Below are 16,154 nucleotides of genomic sequence, written 5' to 3'. Positions count from 1 at the left end.
CGTACAGTCGCTGCCGTGACCGCGCGGGTGCTGATAGCCGAGGACGACGAGAAGCAGGCCGAACTGGTCCGCCGCTACCTGGAACGCGAGGGGCACACGGTCGTCGTCGTCGGCGACGGGCGGGCCGCCCTGGAGGAGGTTCGCCAGCACCCACCGGAGTTGCTGATCCTCGACGTGATGATGCCGAAGGTCGACGGCCTGGACGTGTGCCGCATCCTGCGGCGGGAGTCCGACCTGCCCGTGCTCATGCTGACCGCCCGCACGACCGAGGAAGACCTGTTGCTCGGCCTCGACCTCGGCGCCGACGACTACATGACGAAGCCGTACAGCCCTCGCGAGCTGGTGGCCCGGGTGCGGACACTGCTGCGCCGCAGCCAACGGGCGGCCCGCGCGGCCGATCCGGTGCTGCGGGTCGGCGCGCTGCACGTCGACCCGGTCCGCCACGAGGTACGCGCCGACGGACGACAGGTCGACTGCACGCCCGGCGAGTTCCAACTGCTCCAGGCGATGGCCGCCCAGCCGGGACGGGCGTTCACCCGGGACCAGCTCCTGGGCTACCTGCACGGTTTCGACAGGTACATCACCGGCCGGACCGTCGACGTCCACGTGATGAACCTGCGCCGCAAGATCGAGGCGAACCCGCGTCGACCCACCCGGCTGCTGACCGTGTACGGCGTCGGCTACAAACTCGTCGAGGAGAGCCACCATGCGGCGTGAGGTGCCGCTGCACCGAAGCCTGCTGCTCCGGCTGCTCGCGCTGGCCGTCCTCATCGCCGTGGGCTCGATCGCGGCCACCGCCTGGCTGGCCGTGCGCACCACGACCGGGGCGATCCGGCAGGAACAGGGGCAGGCCCTTGCCGACGATGCGCGCATCTACGACACCCTGGTCGGTTACGCGGCGACCCACCCGAGTTGGGACGGCGTCGACGCCACCCTCCGACCACTCGCCGAGCAGGTCGGCCGGCGCATCACCCTGACCACCGAGTCGGGTACGCCGCTCGCCGACTCGGCACCGCAGGCCGGCCCGCTGCCCACGAAGCCGTCCGCGACCATCGACGCGCTCGCCGTCGACACCGCCCTGACCCCGGGCCCCCCCGCAACCGTCGACGCCGGGCGTATCGACCCCCGCGCCGCCGGCCCGTACCTGCTACCGGCCAACGAGCGCCGGACGCTGCTCGACCGGGCGGACCAGGCCGTCCTGTGCCTGCGGGTGCGGGCGAGGATCGCGGCCGTGGCCGAGCAGGGGGCCACCGGCCGACCACGGATCGCCACCCCCGGCACCGACCCCAACGACTCCAGCTGCGGCCCGCTTCGCGAGGAGTTGGCGACCCCGACGGCCACCGAACGCAAGGCGCTGGCACAGCTCAACGCGCTGGTGAACACCTGCCTGGCCCGGCGCAAGGTCGCGCCCGTGAACGTCGACCTGGACTGGACCTGGACGACGCGGTCCGCCCCCGCGGCGAACAGCCGTCGGGACGTCATCGAGGTCGACCAGGACCAGAGCCAAGCGGTCAGCGCCTGCGTGGGCACCAGCCGGCGGGAGCAACTCCTCCCGTACGTCGCCCCGGCGGCGACCCTGTTCGTCAGCGACCCGGGCGGTCGCCCCACCACGACCTTCGACCTGTCCCGGGCCAACCAGGCCCGCATCGTGGCGGTCGCCGGACTCGTGCTGCTGGTGACCGTCGGCATCACCGTTCTGGCCGGTGTCCGGCTGACCCGGCCGCTGCACGCGCTGACCGGCGCCGCCCAGCGGATGCGCGACGGTGACGGTGCCGCCCGCGTCCGCGTCACCGGCCGCGACGAGATCGCCCGGCTGGCCGAGGCGTTCAACGACATGTCCGAGCGGCGCGAACACCTCGAACAGCTCCGCCGCGCCATGGTCAGCGACATCGCCCACGAGCTACGGACGCCGGTCACCACCATCCGGGGTTGGCTGGAGGCCGCCGAGGACGGCGTCGCCCCGATGGACCGGAGGTTGGTGTCCTCGCTGCTGGAGGAGGCGACACTGCTGCAACACGTGATCGCCGATCTCCAGGACCTCGCCGAGGCGGACGCGGGCGCGCTGCGGCTGCACCCCGAGACGGTCTACCTCGCCGACCTGCTGGGTCAGGTCGCGGAGGCGTACCGCGTCCAGGCCGGTCGCGCCGGCGTCGCGCTCGCGCTGCGGGTCGACGACGACCCGCAGGTGTACGCGGACCCGGTGCGGCTGCGTCAGGCCGTCGGCAACCTGGTCGGCAACGCGGTACGCCACACACCGGCCGGCGGCAGCGTCACGATCAGCGCCCAGGCGGCCGACGGCAAGGTGATGATCGCCGTCGCCGACACGGGCAGCGGCATCAGCCCCGAGCATCTGCCCCGGGTGTTCGACCGCTTCTGGCGGGCGGAGAGGTCCCGCAGCAGGCAGACCGGCGGTAGCGGCCTGGGCCTGGCGATAGTCCGCAAACTGGTAGAGGCCCACCAGGGCACGGTCCACGTCCAGAGCCAACCCACAAAGGGCTCGACCTTCACCGTCCACCTCCCCACCCACCCCCGGTGAGCAAGAGGTTCGCGTCATCCGGGCAGCGTTTCCTGGCGCGAACCTCTTGATCAACGGGTCACAGGGGGCGGTGGGGGGACTAGGCTGCGGCGGCATGAGTGGTGAGATTCCGGCTCGGGCCGATGTCGTGATCGTCGGTGCCGGGCACAACGGTCTGGTCTCCGCAGTCCTGCTGGCCCGCGCCGGCCTGGACGTCCTCGTGCTGGAAGCCGCCGACGTGATCGGCGGCGCGACCCGCACCGAGAACCCGTTTCCGAAGGTGCCCGGGCTGCGCCACTCCACCGGGTCGTACCTGCTCGGGCTCATGCCACCCGAACTGCTCGCCACGCTCGACGTACGCATCCCGGTGCTGCGCCGCGACCCCCACTACTTCCTGCCCACGCCGGGTGGCCTCGGCTCGCCGTACCTGCTCTTCGGCAGTGACACCGCCGCCACCCGGGCGCAGCTCGCCGAATTCTTCTCTCCCGCCGACGTGGCCGCCGACGACGCCATGCAGGCCGAGCTGGCCGCGCTGCGCGACGACCTCGCTCCCGCCTGGCTGGCCGAGCCCCTGACCGCTGAGGAGACCGCGGAACGGCACGTCCGCCCGGCGCTGCGGCAGATCTTCGTCGACCTCGTGCGGGGGTCCGTCGCCGACTACCTGGCCCGCTTCGAGTTCCGCTCCGAACTGCTGGTCAGCATGTACGCCGTCACCGACGGCCTGTCCGGCCTCAACGCCGGCCCGGACGACCCGGGAACGGGTCACAACTTCCTGGTGCACAACATGTGCAGACTGCCGGGATCGGGCGGCACCTGGATGATCGCCGAGGGCGGCATGGGCACCGTCTCACGGACGTTCGCCGACGCCGCACGCGCCGCCGGAGCCACCATCACAACGGGTACGCCGGTCAGCGCGGTGACCCTCGACGGCGGCGCGGCCAGCGGTGTCGTACTCGCCGACGGTCGGCAGGTCGCGGCACGGGTGGTGCTCGGCGCGTGTGACCCGTACAGCCTGATGGAGCTGTTGCCCGACGGCGCGCTCCCGGCGCGACTCGGCGCACGGATGGCGGCGGTCCGCCGGCCCGGCACCACCCTCAAGCTCAACCTGGCGCTCAGCGGCCTGCCGCGCTTCTCCTGCCTGCCGCCCGACGCGCCGAGCCCGTTCGGGTCGACCATCCACCTGCTGCCCGGCTCCGCGTCGCTGGTCGGCGGCGACACCACCTCGCCGATGACCGCGCTACGCGCGATGTGGGCGGACGTGCAGGCCGGACGGCTGCCCGCGGAGCCGACCATCGAGTGGTACCTGCACACCACAGTCGACCCGTCGCTCTCCGACGCCGCCGGGCACCACTCGTCGGCGCTGTTCGTGCAGTCGGTCCCCTACGAGCTGACCGGCACCACCTGGGACGCGGAACTGCCCGGCTACGTCGACCGGCTCGTCGAGATCGTCGAGCGGTACGCCCCCGGCACCGCCGACCTGATCGCCGACGCGGTGCCGCTGCCTCCGCCGGGCATCGAGGCGCACTTCGGCATCAGCGGCGGCCACATCCACCACGTCGACAACACCGTCTCGTTCACCGACCGGATGCCGTACTCCACCGGCGTCGACGGCGTGTACGCGGGCAGCGCCGGCTGCCACCCGGCCGGTAGCGTCATCGGCGCCGCCGGCCACAACGCCGCCCGCCGGATCCTCGCGGACCTGGGTAGTTGAGGCGTCCTCGGCCCGGTGCACGTACGGCCACAGGTCACCCGCTCTCGGTGGCACGTCGCGCGCACCCCTGTCGCGATCTTGCAGTTTCGGTCGCCGTTCTGGGGCGATTGCGGGGCTTTGCCCCCACGGAAAGTGCAAGATCGCGGGCGGAAGAGGTCAGGTTAGGGCCTCCCCGGCCGGGGCCGGGGTCTCCGCGTCGACGCGGTGGGCGCGGACCTTGTGGCCGACGCTGGTCAGGCAGCGGCCGCTGGGCAGGTCGAAGCGCCAGCCGTGCAGCTGGCACGTGAGCTGGTCACCCTCGACGATGCCGAAGCGGGTCAGGTCCGCCTTCAGGTGCGGGCAACGGCGCTGCACCACCCAGTCGCCCAACGTGATGTCCTCGGCGTCGGTGGAACGCTCGTGCTCGTCGTACCAGCCCTCGGCGTACTGGAGGCGCTCCTCGGAGAGGCACTTGAAGAACGCGTAGACGAACTCGTTGTACTGGCCGATCCGGGCCGCCGAGAACCGGCAGGAGAGGAAGAGCGAGTTGACCCAGTCCACCTCGTCGATGAAGAGCAGGTGTTCGATCAGCGACCGTTCGGTCCGGAAGCGGTAGCGAACCTTCTCGTCCGCGTACGGCCGGACCTCCTTACCCGGGAAGTCCACAACGATGGATTCGAGGGTCTCCCCGCCTGAGCTGTCGGTGCCGACCAGGTCGAAGCGGACCGGGCCGCCGACCCCCTTGGCCAGATAGATCGACTCGTCGAGCAGCGGCTCGATCCGACGCTTCATCTCGCCGAGGACGTCCACCTCGGGGTGCCGCCAGGACGCCTTCTCCGCCTCGATGACCGGGCGCTTGCGCTCCCGCATCTCCTCCAGGTGGGCGACCTTGTTCGCGAAGAACTCCTCCACCGGCACCGGGTGGGTGGTGCTCGCGCCCTCGGTGGTGACCTCGGCGACGCTGCCCGGCAGCAGCACGATCCCGTTGGTGCCGCCGACCTTCGCGTACTCCGACAGGAAGACGGACTGGTCGGGGAAGATGTTGCCCTCGTCGCCGTGGATGTCGTTGAACTGCCACAGCTCGTCGTCAAGGAAGCAGGGCGGGCCGGCGATCGGGAAGACGTGGTCGGCCTTCAGGTCGTCGATGTAGCGCCACGTCCGGTCGAACTGCCGGTCACGCTTCTGCTTGCCGAACGCGGTCTTCGCCGCCTGCGGCAGCTCGTAGACCATCGGGTACCAGATCGCGCCGGAGAACTGGAGCAGGTGCGCGTGCACGTGCCCCAGCTCGGCGAACACGCTGAGGTCGGTCGGGCGGGCGTCGTTCTGGTTGAGCAGCCGCACACCGTCGTACTCGACCCAGAGCGAGGAGTCGCCGATCGGGCCGTCGGTGGGGCTGGTCAGCGCCTGGATCATGATCTTCAGGCCGCCGTCCAACTCGACGACCTGCTCGTTCGGGGCCTTGAGGAACTTCGTGAAACCCAGCGCCCGGAACTCGTCCGCCATCTCCGAGGTGGGGAACTCGGGGAGCAGGACGGTGGCGTCCTTGGAGATGTGGTCCCGCAGGTGCTTCGCGTCGAAGTGGTCCCGGTGCAGGTGGGAGACGTACAGGTAGTCGACCTGACCCAGGGTCTCCCAGTCGAGCAGGGAATTGTCCGGGAAGGGGAACCACGAGGCGAAGTAGGCCGGGTTGACCCACGGGTCGCACAGGATGCTGCCCGCGGCCGTGTCGATCCGCATGCTGGCGTGCCCGGTTCCGGTCACTCGCACCGCACAGTCCCCCTCAAACAGACAATCAGGTGTACGCCAAACGCTACCGGAGGGAGTCTGACCGCCACCCCGCGACGCCCGTAGTGCCGTCCGGCCTGGGCGGGCAGGGCCGAAGGGCCGGTAAACCCCCACCGCACCGCCCCGCGCGGGAGGCGTGCCAGACTAACCAAAGATCCGATCGCGAGGGAAGGACCGACAGTGGCAGGAAGCGAGCCGGTAACGTCGCCGGACCAGCACAAGCCCGGGCACCGCAAGTCGGGGCGCATCGGCGCCGTGCTGTCCGCGCTGGCGCTGGTCGTCATGGCGTTCTGCGGCAACCACGAAGGCAGGGTCGAGGACATCTGGCTGATCGGCCTCGCCGCGCTGCTGCTGGTCATCGTGATCGGCGATGCCGTACTGCGGCGCAACGGCCTGCGCTCCTGAATCGACCGGCCGCCGGGCGACCGGCCAGGACACGCCGAGGGCCCGCCCCCACCCGGGGACGGGCCCTCGTTTCGTGTACGCGTCGGGCTCAGCGCCCGAACAGGATGTCCTGTACGTCCTTGAGCGCGGCGTCGACCTCGGCCTCGAAGTAGCCGCCGGGCACCAGGCCGAACCGGAGCGTGTCCAGGTCCTTCGGGTCGACCGGCATCGGGTTGCGCCGCTGCATGCCGCCGAGCAGGGAATCGAAGAACTGGTCCACCTGGTCCGGGTCGTACCCACTGCCGAACCGACGTACCTGGAACCTACGACGGATCTGGTCGACCCGGTACAGGTCGCTGCCGGGCGGGCCGGCCATCGGCGGGCCACCCATCGGCGGACCGGCCACGGCGGGCGGGCCTGCCATCGGCGGACCCCCGATGCCCTGCTGCGGCATCGGGGGCGGGCCGGCCGGGCCACGACGCAGGTCACGCAGGTCACGCTCGGGCATCCGGATCTCGGCCGTCATGTCGGCGCGAGCACGTCGACCGGCCTCGAAGCCGTCGAAGCGGGGCTCCTCCGGAGGCGGGTAGCCGCCGGGCGTCCGCGGGCCGTCGGGCGGGCCGTACCCGCCGGGCGTGCGCTGGTCATCCGGCGGACCGTAACCGCCCGGCCTGCGCTGATCATCCGGCGGACCGTAACCGCCCGGCATGCGCTGGTCATCCGGCGGACCGTAGCCACCCGGCATGCGCTGATCATCCGGCGGACCGTAGCCACCCGGCATGCGCTGATCATCCGGCGGACCGTAACCGCCCGGCATGCGCTGATCATCCGGCGGACCGTAGCCACCCGGGCCGGCCGGCAGGCCACGCGGCGGAAGGCCGTGTCCGCCCATCGGCCCGCCGGGCCCCATCGGGCCGGGACCACCCGGGCCCGGGCCGGGGCCACCGGGGCCGGGGCCGCGCTGCGCGTCGTAGCCGCCTCGAGGCGCGTCGTACCCGCCGGCGAAGGCACCGGTGGGCTCGTCGTACCGGCCGTAACGGTCGGCTGGCGGGCCGGCCTGGGCGGGCATCGGCCGGGGCGGCATCGGCTGCGGAACCATGCCGCCACGGTCGTCGCGCATCGGCGGACCCATCCGGTCCGGAGGGCCCATCCGGTCACCCATCCGAGGATCGCCGCCGCGGCCGGCGCTGTTGCGCTCCTCCAACTCGGCCAGCTGTCGCTCGACCCGGTCCAGGTGCAGGTCGACCTGCCACTCGTCGTAGCCGTTGAACCGCACCCGGAAGACGACGTCGTGGACCTCCTGGGAAGCCACGGGCGCGCCGACCTGCCGGCCGTCGAGCGTCGCCTCGACCCGGTCGAGGAAGGCATCCACCTCGTCGACCTTGTATCCCCGGCGAACCGCCTTGCGCCGGAAACGCTGACCCTGACTCGCCACTATGTCTCCTGGTGTCGTTCGCCACGCCCGGTCACGCCGGTGCCTCTCCGGCGCGGTCGGTGAAGGTGTCGGTGTCCTCGGCGGCGGCGAGCTGGCCACACGCGCCGTCGATCTCGCGACCCCGGGTGTCCCGTACGGTGGTGGAGACTCCCGCATCGCGCAAGCGCCGGACGAACTCCCGCTCGACCGGCTTCGGGCTCGCGTCCCAGCGGCTGCCCGGCGTCGGATTGAGCGGGATGAGATTCACATGTGTCAACTTGCCGGCCAACAGCCGCCCGAGCAGGTCAGCTCGCCACGGCTGGTCGTTCACGTCCTTGATCATTGCGTACTCGATGGACACGCGACGGCCCGTCCGGGCGGCATAGTCCCACGCTGCGTCCAGCACCTCGGCTACCTTCCAGCGCTGGTTTACCGGCACGAGTTCGTCGCGCAGATCATCATCGGGCGCGTGCAACGACAACGCAAGGGTCACAGAGAGGTCTTCGCTGGCCAGTCGGCGGATGGCCGGAACCAGGCCGACCGTGGAAACGGTGATGTGCCGCTGGGAGAGGCCCAGCCCCTCGGGGGCGGGGCTGACCAGTCGACGGATCGCCGCGATGACCCGGTTGTAGTTGGCCAGCGGTTCGCCCATGCCCATGAACACGACGTGCGACAGGCGCGGCGGTGAACCGGCGACGGCGCCGGAGGCCGCCACCCCCGCCAGGTAGACCGCCTGGTCGACGATCTCGGCCGTGGACAGGTTGCGGGTCAGCCCGGCCTGGCCGGTGGCGCAGAACGGGCAGGCCATGCCGCAGCCCGCCTGGCTGGAGATGCAGACCGTGACCCGGTCCGGGTAGCCCATCAGCACGCTCTCCACCAACGCGCCGTCGTGCAGCTTCCAGAGCGCCTTGCGGGTCGCGCCGTCGTCGCAGGCCAGCTCGCGCACCGGGGTGAGCAGCGTGGGCAGCAACTCGTCGGCCAGCCGCGCACGGGTCGCGGCGGGCAGATCGGTCATCGCCTGCGGGTCGCGTACCAGCCGCCCGAAGTAGTGGTTGGAGATCTGCTTGGCGCGGAACTGGGGCTCACCCAGCCCGGCGACCAGCGCCTGGCGGCCGGCCAGGTCCAGGTCGGCCAGGTGTTGCGGCGGCATGGAGGCCCGGCGTGCGGTCGGGGCGTCCGAGATGGCGGGGATCAGCGGCAGACTCGTCATGGCTGGTCCAGTGTGTCACGCCTCCGGTGGTCGGCACCTGTCCGGAGGTGTCGAACCGGCCCCCGCCGTGGGTCGGCACTGCTCGGGCCATGGTGTTGCATGCCTCACCCCGCCACCGGCACGAAGATCACCAGCAACAGGTACGCGGTGGGCACGGCGAACAGGATCGAGTCCAGCCGGTCCATCAGGCCACCGTGCCCGGGCAGCAGGTTGCTCATGTCCTTGATCCCGAGGTCCCGCTTGATCATCGACTCGGCGAGGTCGCCGAGGACCGCCGCGCAGGAGATGGCCACCCCGAACACCGCCCCCCACCAGGGAGCCAGATCGAACATCAACCACAACAGCAGGGCACTTCCCAGAGCCGCCGCGGTGACCGAGCCGGCGAAACCCTCCCAGGACTTCTTCGGGCTGATCGACGGCGCCATCGGGTGCCGGCCGAAGCGGACACCGGCCGCGTACCCACCGGTGTCGGAGAGGACCACCGCGATCAGCGTGGCCAGGATGCGCAGCCGGCCGTCGTCGGGCGCCGCCGCCAGCATCGCCGCGAAACCGGCGAGGAACGGCACGTAGACAGCGATCAGGGTGGCGGCGGTGAGATCCCGTTGGAAGCCGGCCGGGCCGTCACCCAACCGCCAGATCATCGTGCCGAGCACCGTCACCAACAACCCGAGGCTGAGCGCGTCCGGGCCCGCGAACCAGGCCAGACCCACGGTCAGGACACCACCGGCGATCAGCGGCACCAGTGGCGGGTGGGCGCCGCTGCGGCGCACCGCCCGGGCCATCTCCCAGATCCCGATGGCGACGGCGACGGCGATCACCGGCAGGAACGCCGGCGGGTACACGGCCAGCGGCACCACGATCAGCGCGCCGAGGGCGAGGCCCACACCGATGGCCGCCGGCAGGTTGCGACCGGCCCGCCCGGTACCCACCTGCTGGGTCGCCGGTCGGTCGATGCTGGCCCTACGGCGGCCCTTCGGCCGCCGACCCGTCGGCGGCTCCGGGTCGTCCACCGGCTCGTCGTCCGGCAGGATCTCGGCGCCGATGGGCGCGAGCTGCGCAGTCGGGTAACCGGCATCGTCGTCGTAGCGCGGCGCGACATCGCGGTCGTCGTAGCGGTCGCGGTCGTCGTAGCGGTCGCGGTCGCCCGGGCGGACGGTACGGCCCCGCTCGTCGTACGGGTCCACTGGCTGCGGCTCGGCGTACGCCCGGGCGCGAGGCTCGGCGTACAGCTCAGGCCCGACGGCCGGACGGCGGCTCCACTGGCCGGCCTCCAACTCCTGCTCGGGCCAGGGCAGGGCGACCGGGTGTTCCGGCCGGTCCCAGCCGCGCGGCTCGCCACTGTAGGGGTCGGGGTGGGACATCACGCACCGTGTTGGAGCGCGAGTGCCACCACATGACGCAAGACCACAAGCATCCCCTACAAGCGCGACTGTGTTCCTCGGGCCCGACCGCCGCGACGGTCGGTGGATCCCCGGTGTGCACCACCCGGTGGCCGGGAATCCTGCCGAGCCTACTGCACACGCCGCCGGGGCGAGGCGGACGATGGCCCGGCCCCTTCGGCGTACCTGTCCGGGAGCCGACCCCCTCGTGCGCGCCCTTTGCACTGCTTCAGCGGAGGCGACAGTCGATGTCCGGATACCGGACACGAGGTGTTGCCCCGGTTGAAGCAGAGCAAAGCGCCGAGACGAGGTGGGCTGCCCCGCCACGCGCTGGCTCAGCGCGACGCGACCGACCGGGAAAGGGGGCGAGGCCCGCCCCGCTGATCGGGTCGGGCCTCGTCGTGGTGAGCGGTGGCGGTCAGACCTCCAGCAGCTCGGTCTCCTTGTGCTTGACCAGGTCGTCGATGCTGGCGACGTAGCGCTGCGTCAGGTCGTCGAGTTCCTTCTCGGCGCGGCGGCCGTCGTCCTCGCCGGCCTCGCCGTCCTTGACGATCCGGTCCAGCTCCTCCTTGGCGCGGCGGCGGACGTTCCGGATGGCCACCTTGGCCTCCTCGCCCTTGTGCCGAACCACCTTGATCATGTCGCGGCGACGCTCCTCGGTCATCTGCGGGAGCAGGATGCGCAACTGGTTGCCCTCGTTGTTCGGGTTGACCCCGAGGTCCGAGTCGCGGATCGCCTTCTCCATCGCGTTGATCTGCGAGTTGTCGTAAGGCTTGATGATGGCCATCCGCGGCTCGGGGACCGCGATGGACGCCATCTGGGTCAACGGCGTCGGAGTGCCGTAGTAGTCGATGATGACCTTGGAGAACATGGCGGCGTTGGCGCGACCGGTACGGATCGCGCCGAACTCCTCCTTGGCGTGCTCAACCGCACGCTCCATCTTCTCCTCGGCCTCGAGGAGGGTGTCGTCGATCACCGGTCTCCTCGCCTCCTTCTGTGCTCGTGGTGGGCTCTGCTGAAAGTCGTCCGGCTCACGCGGTGATCAGGGTGCCGATCTTCTCGCCACCCACCGCGCGGATGATGGTGTCGTCACCCTGCGCACCGAAGACCAGCATCGGCAGGCCGTTCTCCATGCAGAGACTGAACGCCGCCGCGTCGGCCACCCGCAGGTTGCGGCGCAGCACCTCGGAGAAGGTGATCGAGTCGAGCTTGCTGGCGGTGGGGTCGATCCGCGGGTCTGCGGTGTAGACGCCGTCGACGCCGTTCTTGCTCATGAGCACCACGTCGGCCCGGATCTCCAGCGCCCGCTGCGCGGCCACCGTGTCGGTGGAGAAGTACGGCATGCCGGCACCGGCGCCGAAGATGACCACGCGGCCCTTCTCCAGGTGCCGGATCGCCCGCAGCGGAATGTAGGGCTCGGCGACCTGGGCCATCGTGATGGCGCTCTGCACCCGCGTCTCGATGCCCTCCTTCTCCAGGAAGTCCTGCAACGCGAGGCAGTTCATCACGGTGCCGAGCATGCCCATGTAGTCGGCGCGAGCGCGGTCCATGCCGCGCTTTTGCAGCTCCGCGCCGCGGAAGAAGTTCCCCCCGCCGACAACCACCGAGACCTGCACGCCGCGGCGGACCACGGTGGCGATCTGGCGGGCGATGGCCTGTACGACGTCCGGGTCGACGCCGATCGCGCCGCCACCGAACACCTCACCGGAGAGCTTCAGCACCACCCGGCGGGCCCGCCCGGGCGGCGGTGCCGTCGGATCGTCCATCGCCAGAGTCCGGTCACTCACAACCTGCGTCATCCGCCCCGCCTTCCCCACGCGCACGCCCTCGGGCGACGCGATACCGCGAACCTGCCGCTGCCGACCCTATGTGACGAGGAGGCCGCGGTGCCTGTCACGTACACCGGCGGCCTCCTCGTCGACGTCTTGCGCCCACGGGCGCGCGCGGCGCCCGGGTGGCGGCTCAGGCCTGGCCGACCTCGAACCGCACGAAGCTGGTGACCTCGATGCCGGCCTCGGCCAGCACCTGCTTCACCGACTTCTTGTTGTCGGCAACCGACGCCTGCTCGACGAGGACGTAGTCCTTGAAGAAGGCGTTCACCCGACCGTCGACGATCTTCGGCAGCGCCGCCGCGGGCTTGTTCTCCTCGCGGGCGGTCTGCTCGGCGATGCGCCGCTCGGACTCGACGACCTCGGCCGGAACCTCGTCCCGGCTGAGGTACTTCGGCCGCATCGCGGCGATCTGCATCGCGACGCCGCGGGCGTCGGCGTCGCCCGCCTCGTCGGACTTGCCGGTGTACGACACCAGCACGCCGACGGCCGGCGGCAGGTCCTGCGCCTTGCGGTGCAGGTAGACCGCGGTGGTGCCCTCGACCTTGGCGAAGCGGTTGAGGACCAGCTTCTCGCCGATCTTGGCGGACTGCTCCTGGATCAGGTCCGCGACGACCTTGCCGTCGAGCTCGCTGGCGAGCAGCTCCTCGGCGTTGTTCACGCCGGAACGCTCACCGTGCTCGACCAGCTGCTGGGCCAGCGCGATGAACGACTCGGTCTTGGCGACGAAGTCGGTCTCGCAGTTGACCTCGAGCAGCGCCTTGCCGGAGTGTGCGACCAGACCGTTGGCGGCCGTACGGCCAGCCCGCTTGCCGACGTCCTTCGCGCCCTTGACGCGCAGGATCTCGACGGCCTTGTCGAAGTCGCCCTCGGCCTCGGTCAACGCCTTCTTGCTGTCCATCATGCCGGCGCCGGTGAGGTCGCGGAGCTTCTTGACGTCCGCGGCGGTGATTTGGGACATGGCTCTCTCTTCGATGTTGAGTCGGCGTGTGGATGGTCAGAGGTGCCGGTTACCCGGATTCGGGCGGAACCTGCCCGTCGTACCGTCGCCGCCCGCCGTTCGTGAAAACGGACGGCGGGCGGGCGACGGTGCGGTCACTCTGCGGTGGCGGCCGCCGGCTGCTCGGTGGCGGCCTGCGCCGGCTCCTCGGTGGCGGCGGGCTGCTCGGTGGCGGCGGCCTGCTCGGTGGCGGCAGCGGCCGGCTGCTCGGCCGGGGCGGCCGACTCGTCAGCCTTCTTCGGCTCGAGCAGCTCGCGCTCCCACTCGGTCAGCGGCTCGTCGCTCGCGACACCCTCGGGCTTCTCGTCGTTGCCCCGGCGACGGCCGGAACGAGCGATCAGACCGTCCGCGACGGCGGCGGCGACGACCTTGGTCAGCAGCTCGGCCGAGCGGATGGCGTCGTCGTTACCCGGGATCGGGAAGTCGACCTCGTCCGGGTCGCAGTTGGTGTCGAGGACGGCGATCACCGGGATGCCCAGCTTGCGGGCCTCGTCGACAGCGATGTGCTCCTTCTTGGTGTCGACGATCCAGACGGCGGCCGGCAGCTTCTGCATGTCCCGCAGACCACCCAGCGTGCGGGTCAGCTTGATCTTCTCGCGGGAGAGCTGCAGGGTCTCCTTCTTGGTGTAACCGGCGGCGGTGCCGCTGAGGTCACCCAGGCCCTCCAGCTCCTTCATCCGCTGGAGCCGCTTGTACACGGTCTGGAAGTTGGTCAGCATGCCACCGAGCCAGCGGTGGTTGACGTACGGCTGACCGACCCGCGTCGCCTGCTCGGCGATGGCCTCCTGGGCCTGCTTCTTGGTGCCGACGAAGAGGATGCTGCCACCCTCGGCGACGGTCCCACGCACGAACTCGTACGCCTTCTCGATGTACTCGAGGGTCTGGCGCAGGTCGATGATGTAGATGCCGTTGCGCTCGGTCATGATGAAGCGCTTCATCTTCGGGTTCCAGCGCCGGGTCTGGTGCCCGAAGTGGACACCGCTCTCCAGCAGCTGGCGCATGGTCACGACGGCCATGGTTGGGGTACTCCTCAAGATCCCTGGTTGTCACGCCCGGCCGGTGGCCGGGCGTCCTGGCGCCTGGTCGCCGGCCCATGGTGGACCCGATCAAGATCGGGACCAGGGAGGCCGTCGCTACACGACGATTCGTGAAGAGGGCGCGCGAGGTCGACCGCGCAAGGCGGTCGCCAGTTGGCCAGTGTACGCCCCTCCCCGGTTGCACCGTGCCGGGGTGCCGCGCGGCGGGTCAGCCGGCGGCGAGCGCCGCGGCGACGAAGAGCACGAGACCGACAGTCAGGTACGCCGTGGGAGGACGCAGCCAACCCCGGCCACTGTCGGAGAGCGCGAGTCCGCCCGTCCTGAGCCCGTACAGCCCGGTTGCGAAGATCGGCAGTCCGGCGACCAGGCAGATGCCCACCACGACGTTGCCCGCGTCCACCGGGTCGCCCGTCACACCGGCCAGCAACACCCGCAGCGCGGGGATCTCGAAGATCAACGCCAGCAGGGCGAAGAGGGCCGCCAACGCCGGCCGGCGGGTCCGGTAGACACCGTCCGGTGCCGGGGGGTACGCCGGAGCGTCGCCCCCGGTCGGGTCGGGGCGGGGGCCGATCCCCGGCATCGGGCCGGTCGGCATCTCCAGCGGATGCGGGTGCTCCCCGCTGCCGCCCCGGGTCGGCTCGACGATCGGGTATCCGGCGAGCGGGGCGGGCCGGCTCTGCTCGGCCAGCGGGACAGGCTGGCTCTGCTCCCCGGCCAGGCCCGGCCCACCGAGCAGGGCGACCGCCGGCCCGACGTCCGCGGTGGGGGCCGGGCCGACGTTGCCGCCGGTCACCAGCCCGGTGTCCCGGGCGGTGGTCGACACGGCGTCTCGGGCGGTGTCCGGCGTCGTCATGGTCAGTGACTCTCGGGCGGCCCGGCGGCCGGGCAGCTCACCGGAGATCTCCGAGGACTCCCGATCCGCCCTGCGTGAGCGCGTCGTCCGGTAACCGTCCGCGTCCGCGCGGGCGTCACCCAGCGGGTCGGGGACGCGCCCGAAATCTGCCTCGCCGACGCCGAACCGCCCCGGCTGCGCCTCGACGGCACCGAACCGCCCGGAGTCCGTTTCCGGGGCACCGCCGAAGCGACCCGCGTCCACCGCGCCGAAACGACCCGAGTCGGGTTCTGACGCACCACCGAAGCGGGTGGGGTCCGGCTCGCGGCGTCGGCCGACACCGGTGTCCTCGACGGAGCGACCGTCCTCGATGCCACGCTGCTCGGGGATATCGCCGTCGCGGTATCGCGGTTCACCCGTACCGCGCCACTCGGGCTCGCCGTAACCGCGGCCCCGTTCGTCGGGGTACCAGCGCGGCTCCTGATCTTCCGGAAAGCTCCGTCGTCCGTCCACGTCAGGCACCGTATGCGACGGGCCGTGCCCGCGCCATTTCGGCCCGGCGGGGTTGGTCGACCCCCACCGCCCACTCCGCGTCGTAGCACAGCAGGGGCTTGATCGTCCGGTTGTCCACAGAGCGACCGTCATCCACAGGCGGGCCGCGGCGGGGTCGCGGCGTGCGCACTCGACCGGGCACCGTCGCGGCCATGACGAAGCGGAACCAGGCGGTCGGCGCGTACGGCGAGCGGTGCGCCGCCCGGCACCTGAGCGAGGCGGGACTAGACCCGATCGTCCGGAACTGGCGGTGCCCGGACGGGGAGATCGACATCATCGCCTGGGACGGGCCGGTGCTCGCGTTCTGCGAGGTGAAGACCCGTCGGGGCGACACCTTCGGCACGCCGGCCGAGGCTGTCGTACCCGCCAAGGCCCGCCGCCTGCGCGGTCTCGCCGCGCGGTGGCTCGCCGAGACCGGCACGAGCGCCGACGAGGTGCGGTTCGACGTGCTGTCGGTGCGGCTGCCCACCGCCGGTCCCGCGCAGGTCGACCACGTCAAGGGCGCGTTCTGAGATGCGCCACCGACG

13 protein-coding genes and 1 pseudogene are annotated in these 16,154 nt (G+C 71.3%); 5 read left to right on the top strand and 9 right to left on the bottom strand.

The window, feature by feature from the left end:
- Window positions 1-15 precede the first annotated feature (15 nt).
- The 3 genes from ABZU91_RS01960 to ABZU91_RS01950 all read left to right on the top strand — a co-directional run bounded on the left by ABZU91_RS01960 (window position 16) and on the right by ABZU91_RS01950 (window position 4,226).
- Window positions 16-717 (top strand): response regulator transcription factor, encoded by a 702-nt coding sequence (locus ABZU91_RS01960; protein WP_355233054.1) that lies wholly within the window; start codon window positions 16-18, stop codon window positions 715-717.
- Window positions 707-2,536, top strand: a complete 1,830-nt coding sequence (locus tag ABZU91_RS01955; protein WP_355233053.1) for a HAMP domain-containing sensor histidine kinase — start codon at window positions 707-709, stop codon at window positions 2,534-2,536. The genes ABZU91_RS01960 and ABZU91_RS01955 overlap by 11 nt, the downstream gene beginning before the upstream one ends.
- A 94-nt stretch (window positions 2,537-2,630) precedes the next feature.
- Window positions 2,631-4,226 (top strand): NAD(P)/FAD-dependent oxidoreductase, encoded by a 1,596-nt coding sequence (locus ABZU91_RS01950; protein WP_355233052.1) that lies wholly within the window; start codon window positions 2,631-2,633, stop codon window positions 4,224-4,226.
- A gap of 156 nt (window positions 4,227-4,382) precedes the next feature.
- Here the strand turns inward: ABZU91_RS01950 and ABZU91_RS01945 are convergent, their stop codons facing one another.
- Window positions 4,383-5,972 carry a Rieske 2Fe-2S domain-containing protein gene (locus ABZU91_RS01945; RefSeq protein WP_355233051.1) on the bottom strand — a complete coding sequence of 530 codons (1,590 nt, stop codon included), beginning with the start codon at window positions 5,970-5,972 and terminating at the stop codon, window positions 4,383-4,385.
- A 198-nt stretch (window positions 5,973-6,170) separates the two neighbouring features.
- Between ABZU91_RS01945 and ABZU91_RS01940 the strand changes: the two genes are divergently transcribed.
- Window positions 6,171-6,395, top strand: a complete 225-nt coding sequence (locus tag ABZU91_RS01940) for a DUF2631 domain-containing protein (protein WP_234584241.1) — start codon at window positions 6,171-6,173, stop codon at window positions 6,393-6,395.
- 88 nt (window positions 6,396-6,483) lie between these two features.
- On the opposite strand, the gene ABZU91_RS01935 is transcribed toward ABZU91_RS01940, so the two are convergent.
- From ABZU91_RS01935 to ABZU91_RS01900, 8 genes and pseudogenes are all read right to left on the bottom strand, one after another.
- On the bottom strand, window positions 6,484-7,809 hold the full coding sequence (locus ABZU91_RS01935; RefSeq protein ID WP_355233050.1) for a DivIVA domain-containing protein: 1,326 nt from the start codon (window positions 7,807-7,809) through the stop codon (window positions 6,484-6,486).
- Between the two features lie 31 nt (window positions 7,810-7,840).
- A complete protein-coding gene (rlmN, locus tag ABZU91_RS01930; protein ID WP_355233049.1) occupies window positions 7,841-8,998 on the bottom strand; it encodes a 23S rRNA (adenine(2503)-C(2))-methyltransferase RlmN in 1,158 nt (385 codons plus the stop codon).
- A 104-nt stretch (window positions 8,999-9,102) separates the two neighbouring features.
- On the bottom strand, window positions 9,103-10,359 hold the full coding sequence (locus ABZU91_RS01925; protein ID WP_355233048.1) for a phosphatidate cytidylyltransferase: 1,257 nt from the start codon (window positions 10,357-10,359) through the stop codon (window positions 9,103-9,105).
- A gap of 436 nt (window positions 10,360-10,795) precedes the next feature.
- Window positions 10,796-11,353 (bottom strand): ribosome recycling factor, encoded by a 558-nt coding sequence (gene frr, locus ABZU91_RS01920; protein ID WP_355233047.1) that lies wholly within the window; start codon window positions 11,351-11,353, stop codon window positions 10,796-10,798.
- 55 nt (window positions 11,354-11,408) lie between these two features.
- Complete coding sequence (gene pyrH / locus ABZU91_RS01915; protein WP_355233046.1) at window positions 11,409-12,176, bottom strand: UMP kinase; 768 nt, start codon at window positions 12,174-12,176, stop codon at window positions 11,409-11,411.
- Window positions 12,177-12,339: 163 nt separating this feature from the next.
- Entirely contained in the window at window positions 12,340-13,167 is an 828-nt protein-coding gene (tsf, locus tag ABZU91_RS01910; RefSeq protein WP_355233045.1) for a translation elongation factor Ts, read from the bottom strand.
- Between the two features lie 134 nt (window positions 13,168-13,301).
- Window positions 13,302-14,222, bottom strand: a complete 921-nt coding sequence (gene rpsB, locus ABZU91_RS01905; protein ID WP_355233044.1) for a 30S ribosomal protein S2 — start codon at window positions 14,220-14,222, stop codon at window positions 13,302-13,304.
- 229 nt (window positions 14,223-14,451) lie between these two features.
- Window positions 14,452-15,625 (bottom strand): annotated as a pseudogene (locus ABZU91_RS01900) (hypothetical protein).
- A 154-nt stretch (window positions 15,626-15,779) separates the two neighbouring features.
- Between ABZU91_RS01900 and ABZU91_RS01895 the strand changes: the two are divergent.
- Complete coding sequence (locus ABZU91_RS01895) at window positions 15,780-16,139, top strand: YraN family protein (RefSeq protein WP_355233043.1); 360 nt, start codon at window positions 15,780-15,782, stop codon at window positions 16,137-16,139.
- The last annotated feature ends 15 nt before the right edge of the window (window positions 16,140-16,154 follow it).

Origin of the sequence: Micromonospora sp. NPDC005174 (assembly GCF_040608495.1) — a bacterium.
Classification (GTDB): domain Bacteria; phylum Actinomycetota; class Actinomycetes; order Mycobacteriales; family Micromonosporaceae; genus Micromonospora.
The sequence above is the reverse complement of the archived record's forward strand: the minus strand, read 5'-3'. Positions and strand labels throughout refer to the sequence as shown.

Coding starts and splice junctions, on each gene's coding strand:
- pyrH (WP_355233046.1), bottom strand. CDS start 12,176: ATGACGCAGGTTGTGAGTGACCGGACTCTGGCGATGGACGATCCGACG.
- tsf (WP_355233045.1), bottom strand. CDS start 13,167: ATGTCCCAAATCACCGCCGCGGACGTCAAGAAGCTCCGCGACCTCACC.
- ABZU91_RS01950 (WP_355233052.1), top strand. CDS start 2,631: ATGAGTGGTGAGATTCCGGCTCGGGCCGATGTCGTGATCGTCGGTGCC.
- ABZU91_RS01925 (WP_355233048.1), bottom strand. CDS start 10,359: ATGTCCCACCCCGACCCCTACAGTGGCGAGCCGCGCGGCTGGGACCGG.
- ABZU91_RS01955 (WP_355233053.1), top strand. CDS start 707: ATGCGGCGTGAGGTGCCGCTGCACCGAAGCCTGCTGCTCCGGCTGCTC.
- rlmN (WP_355233049.1), bottom strand. CDS start 8,998: ATGACGAGTCTGCCGCTGATCCCCGCCATCTCGGACGCCCCGACCGCA.
- rpsB (WP_355233044.1), bottom strand. CDS start 14,222: ATGGCCGTCGTGACCATGCGCCAGCTGCTGGAGAGCGGTGTCCACTTC.
- ABZU91_RS01895 (WP_355233043.1), top strand. CDS start 15,780: ATGACGAAGCGGAACCAGGCGGTCGGCGCGTACGGCGAGCGGTGCGCC.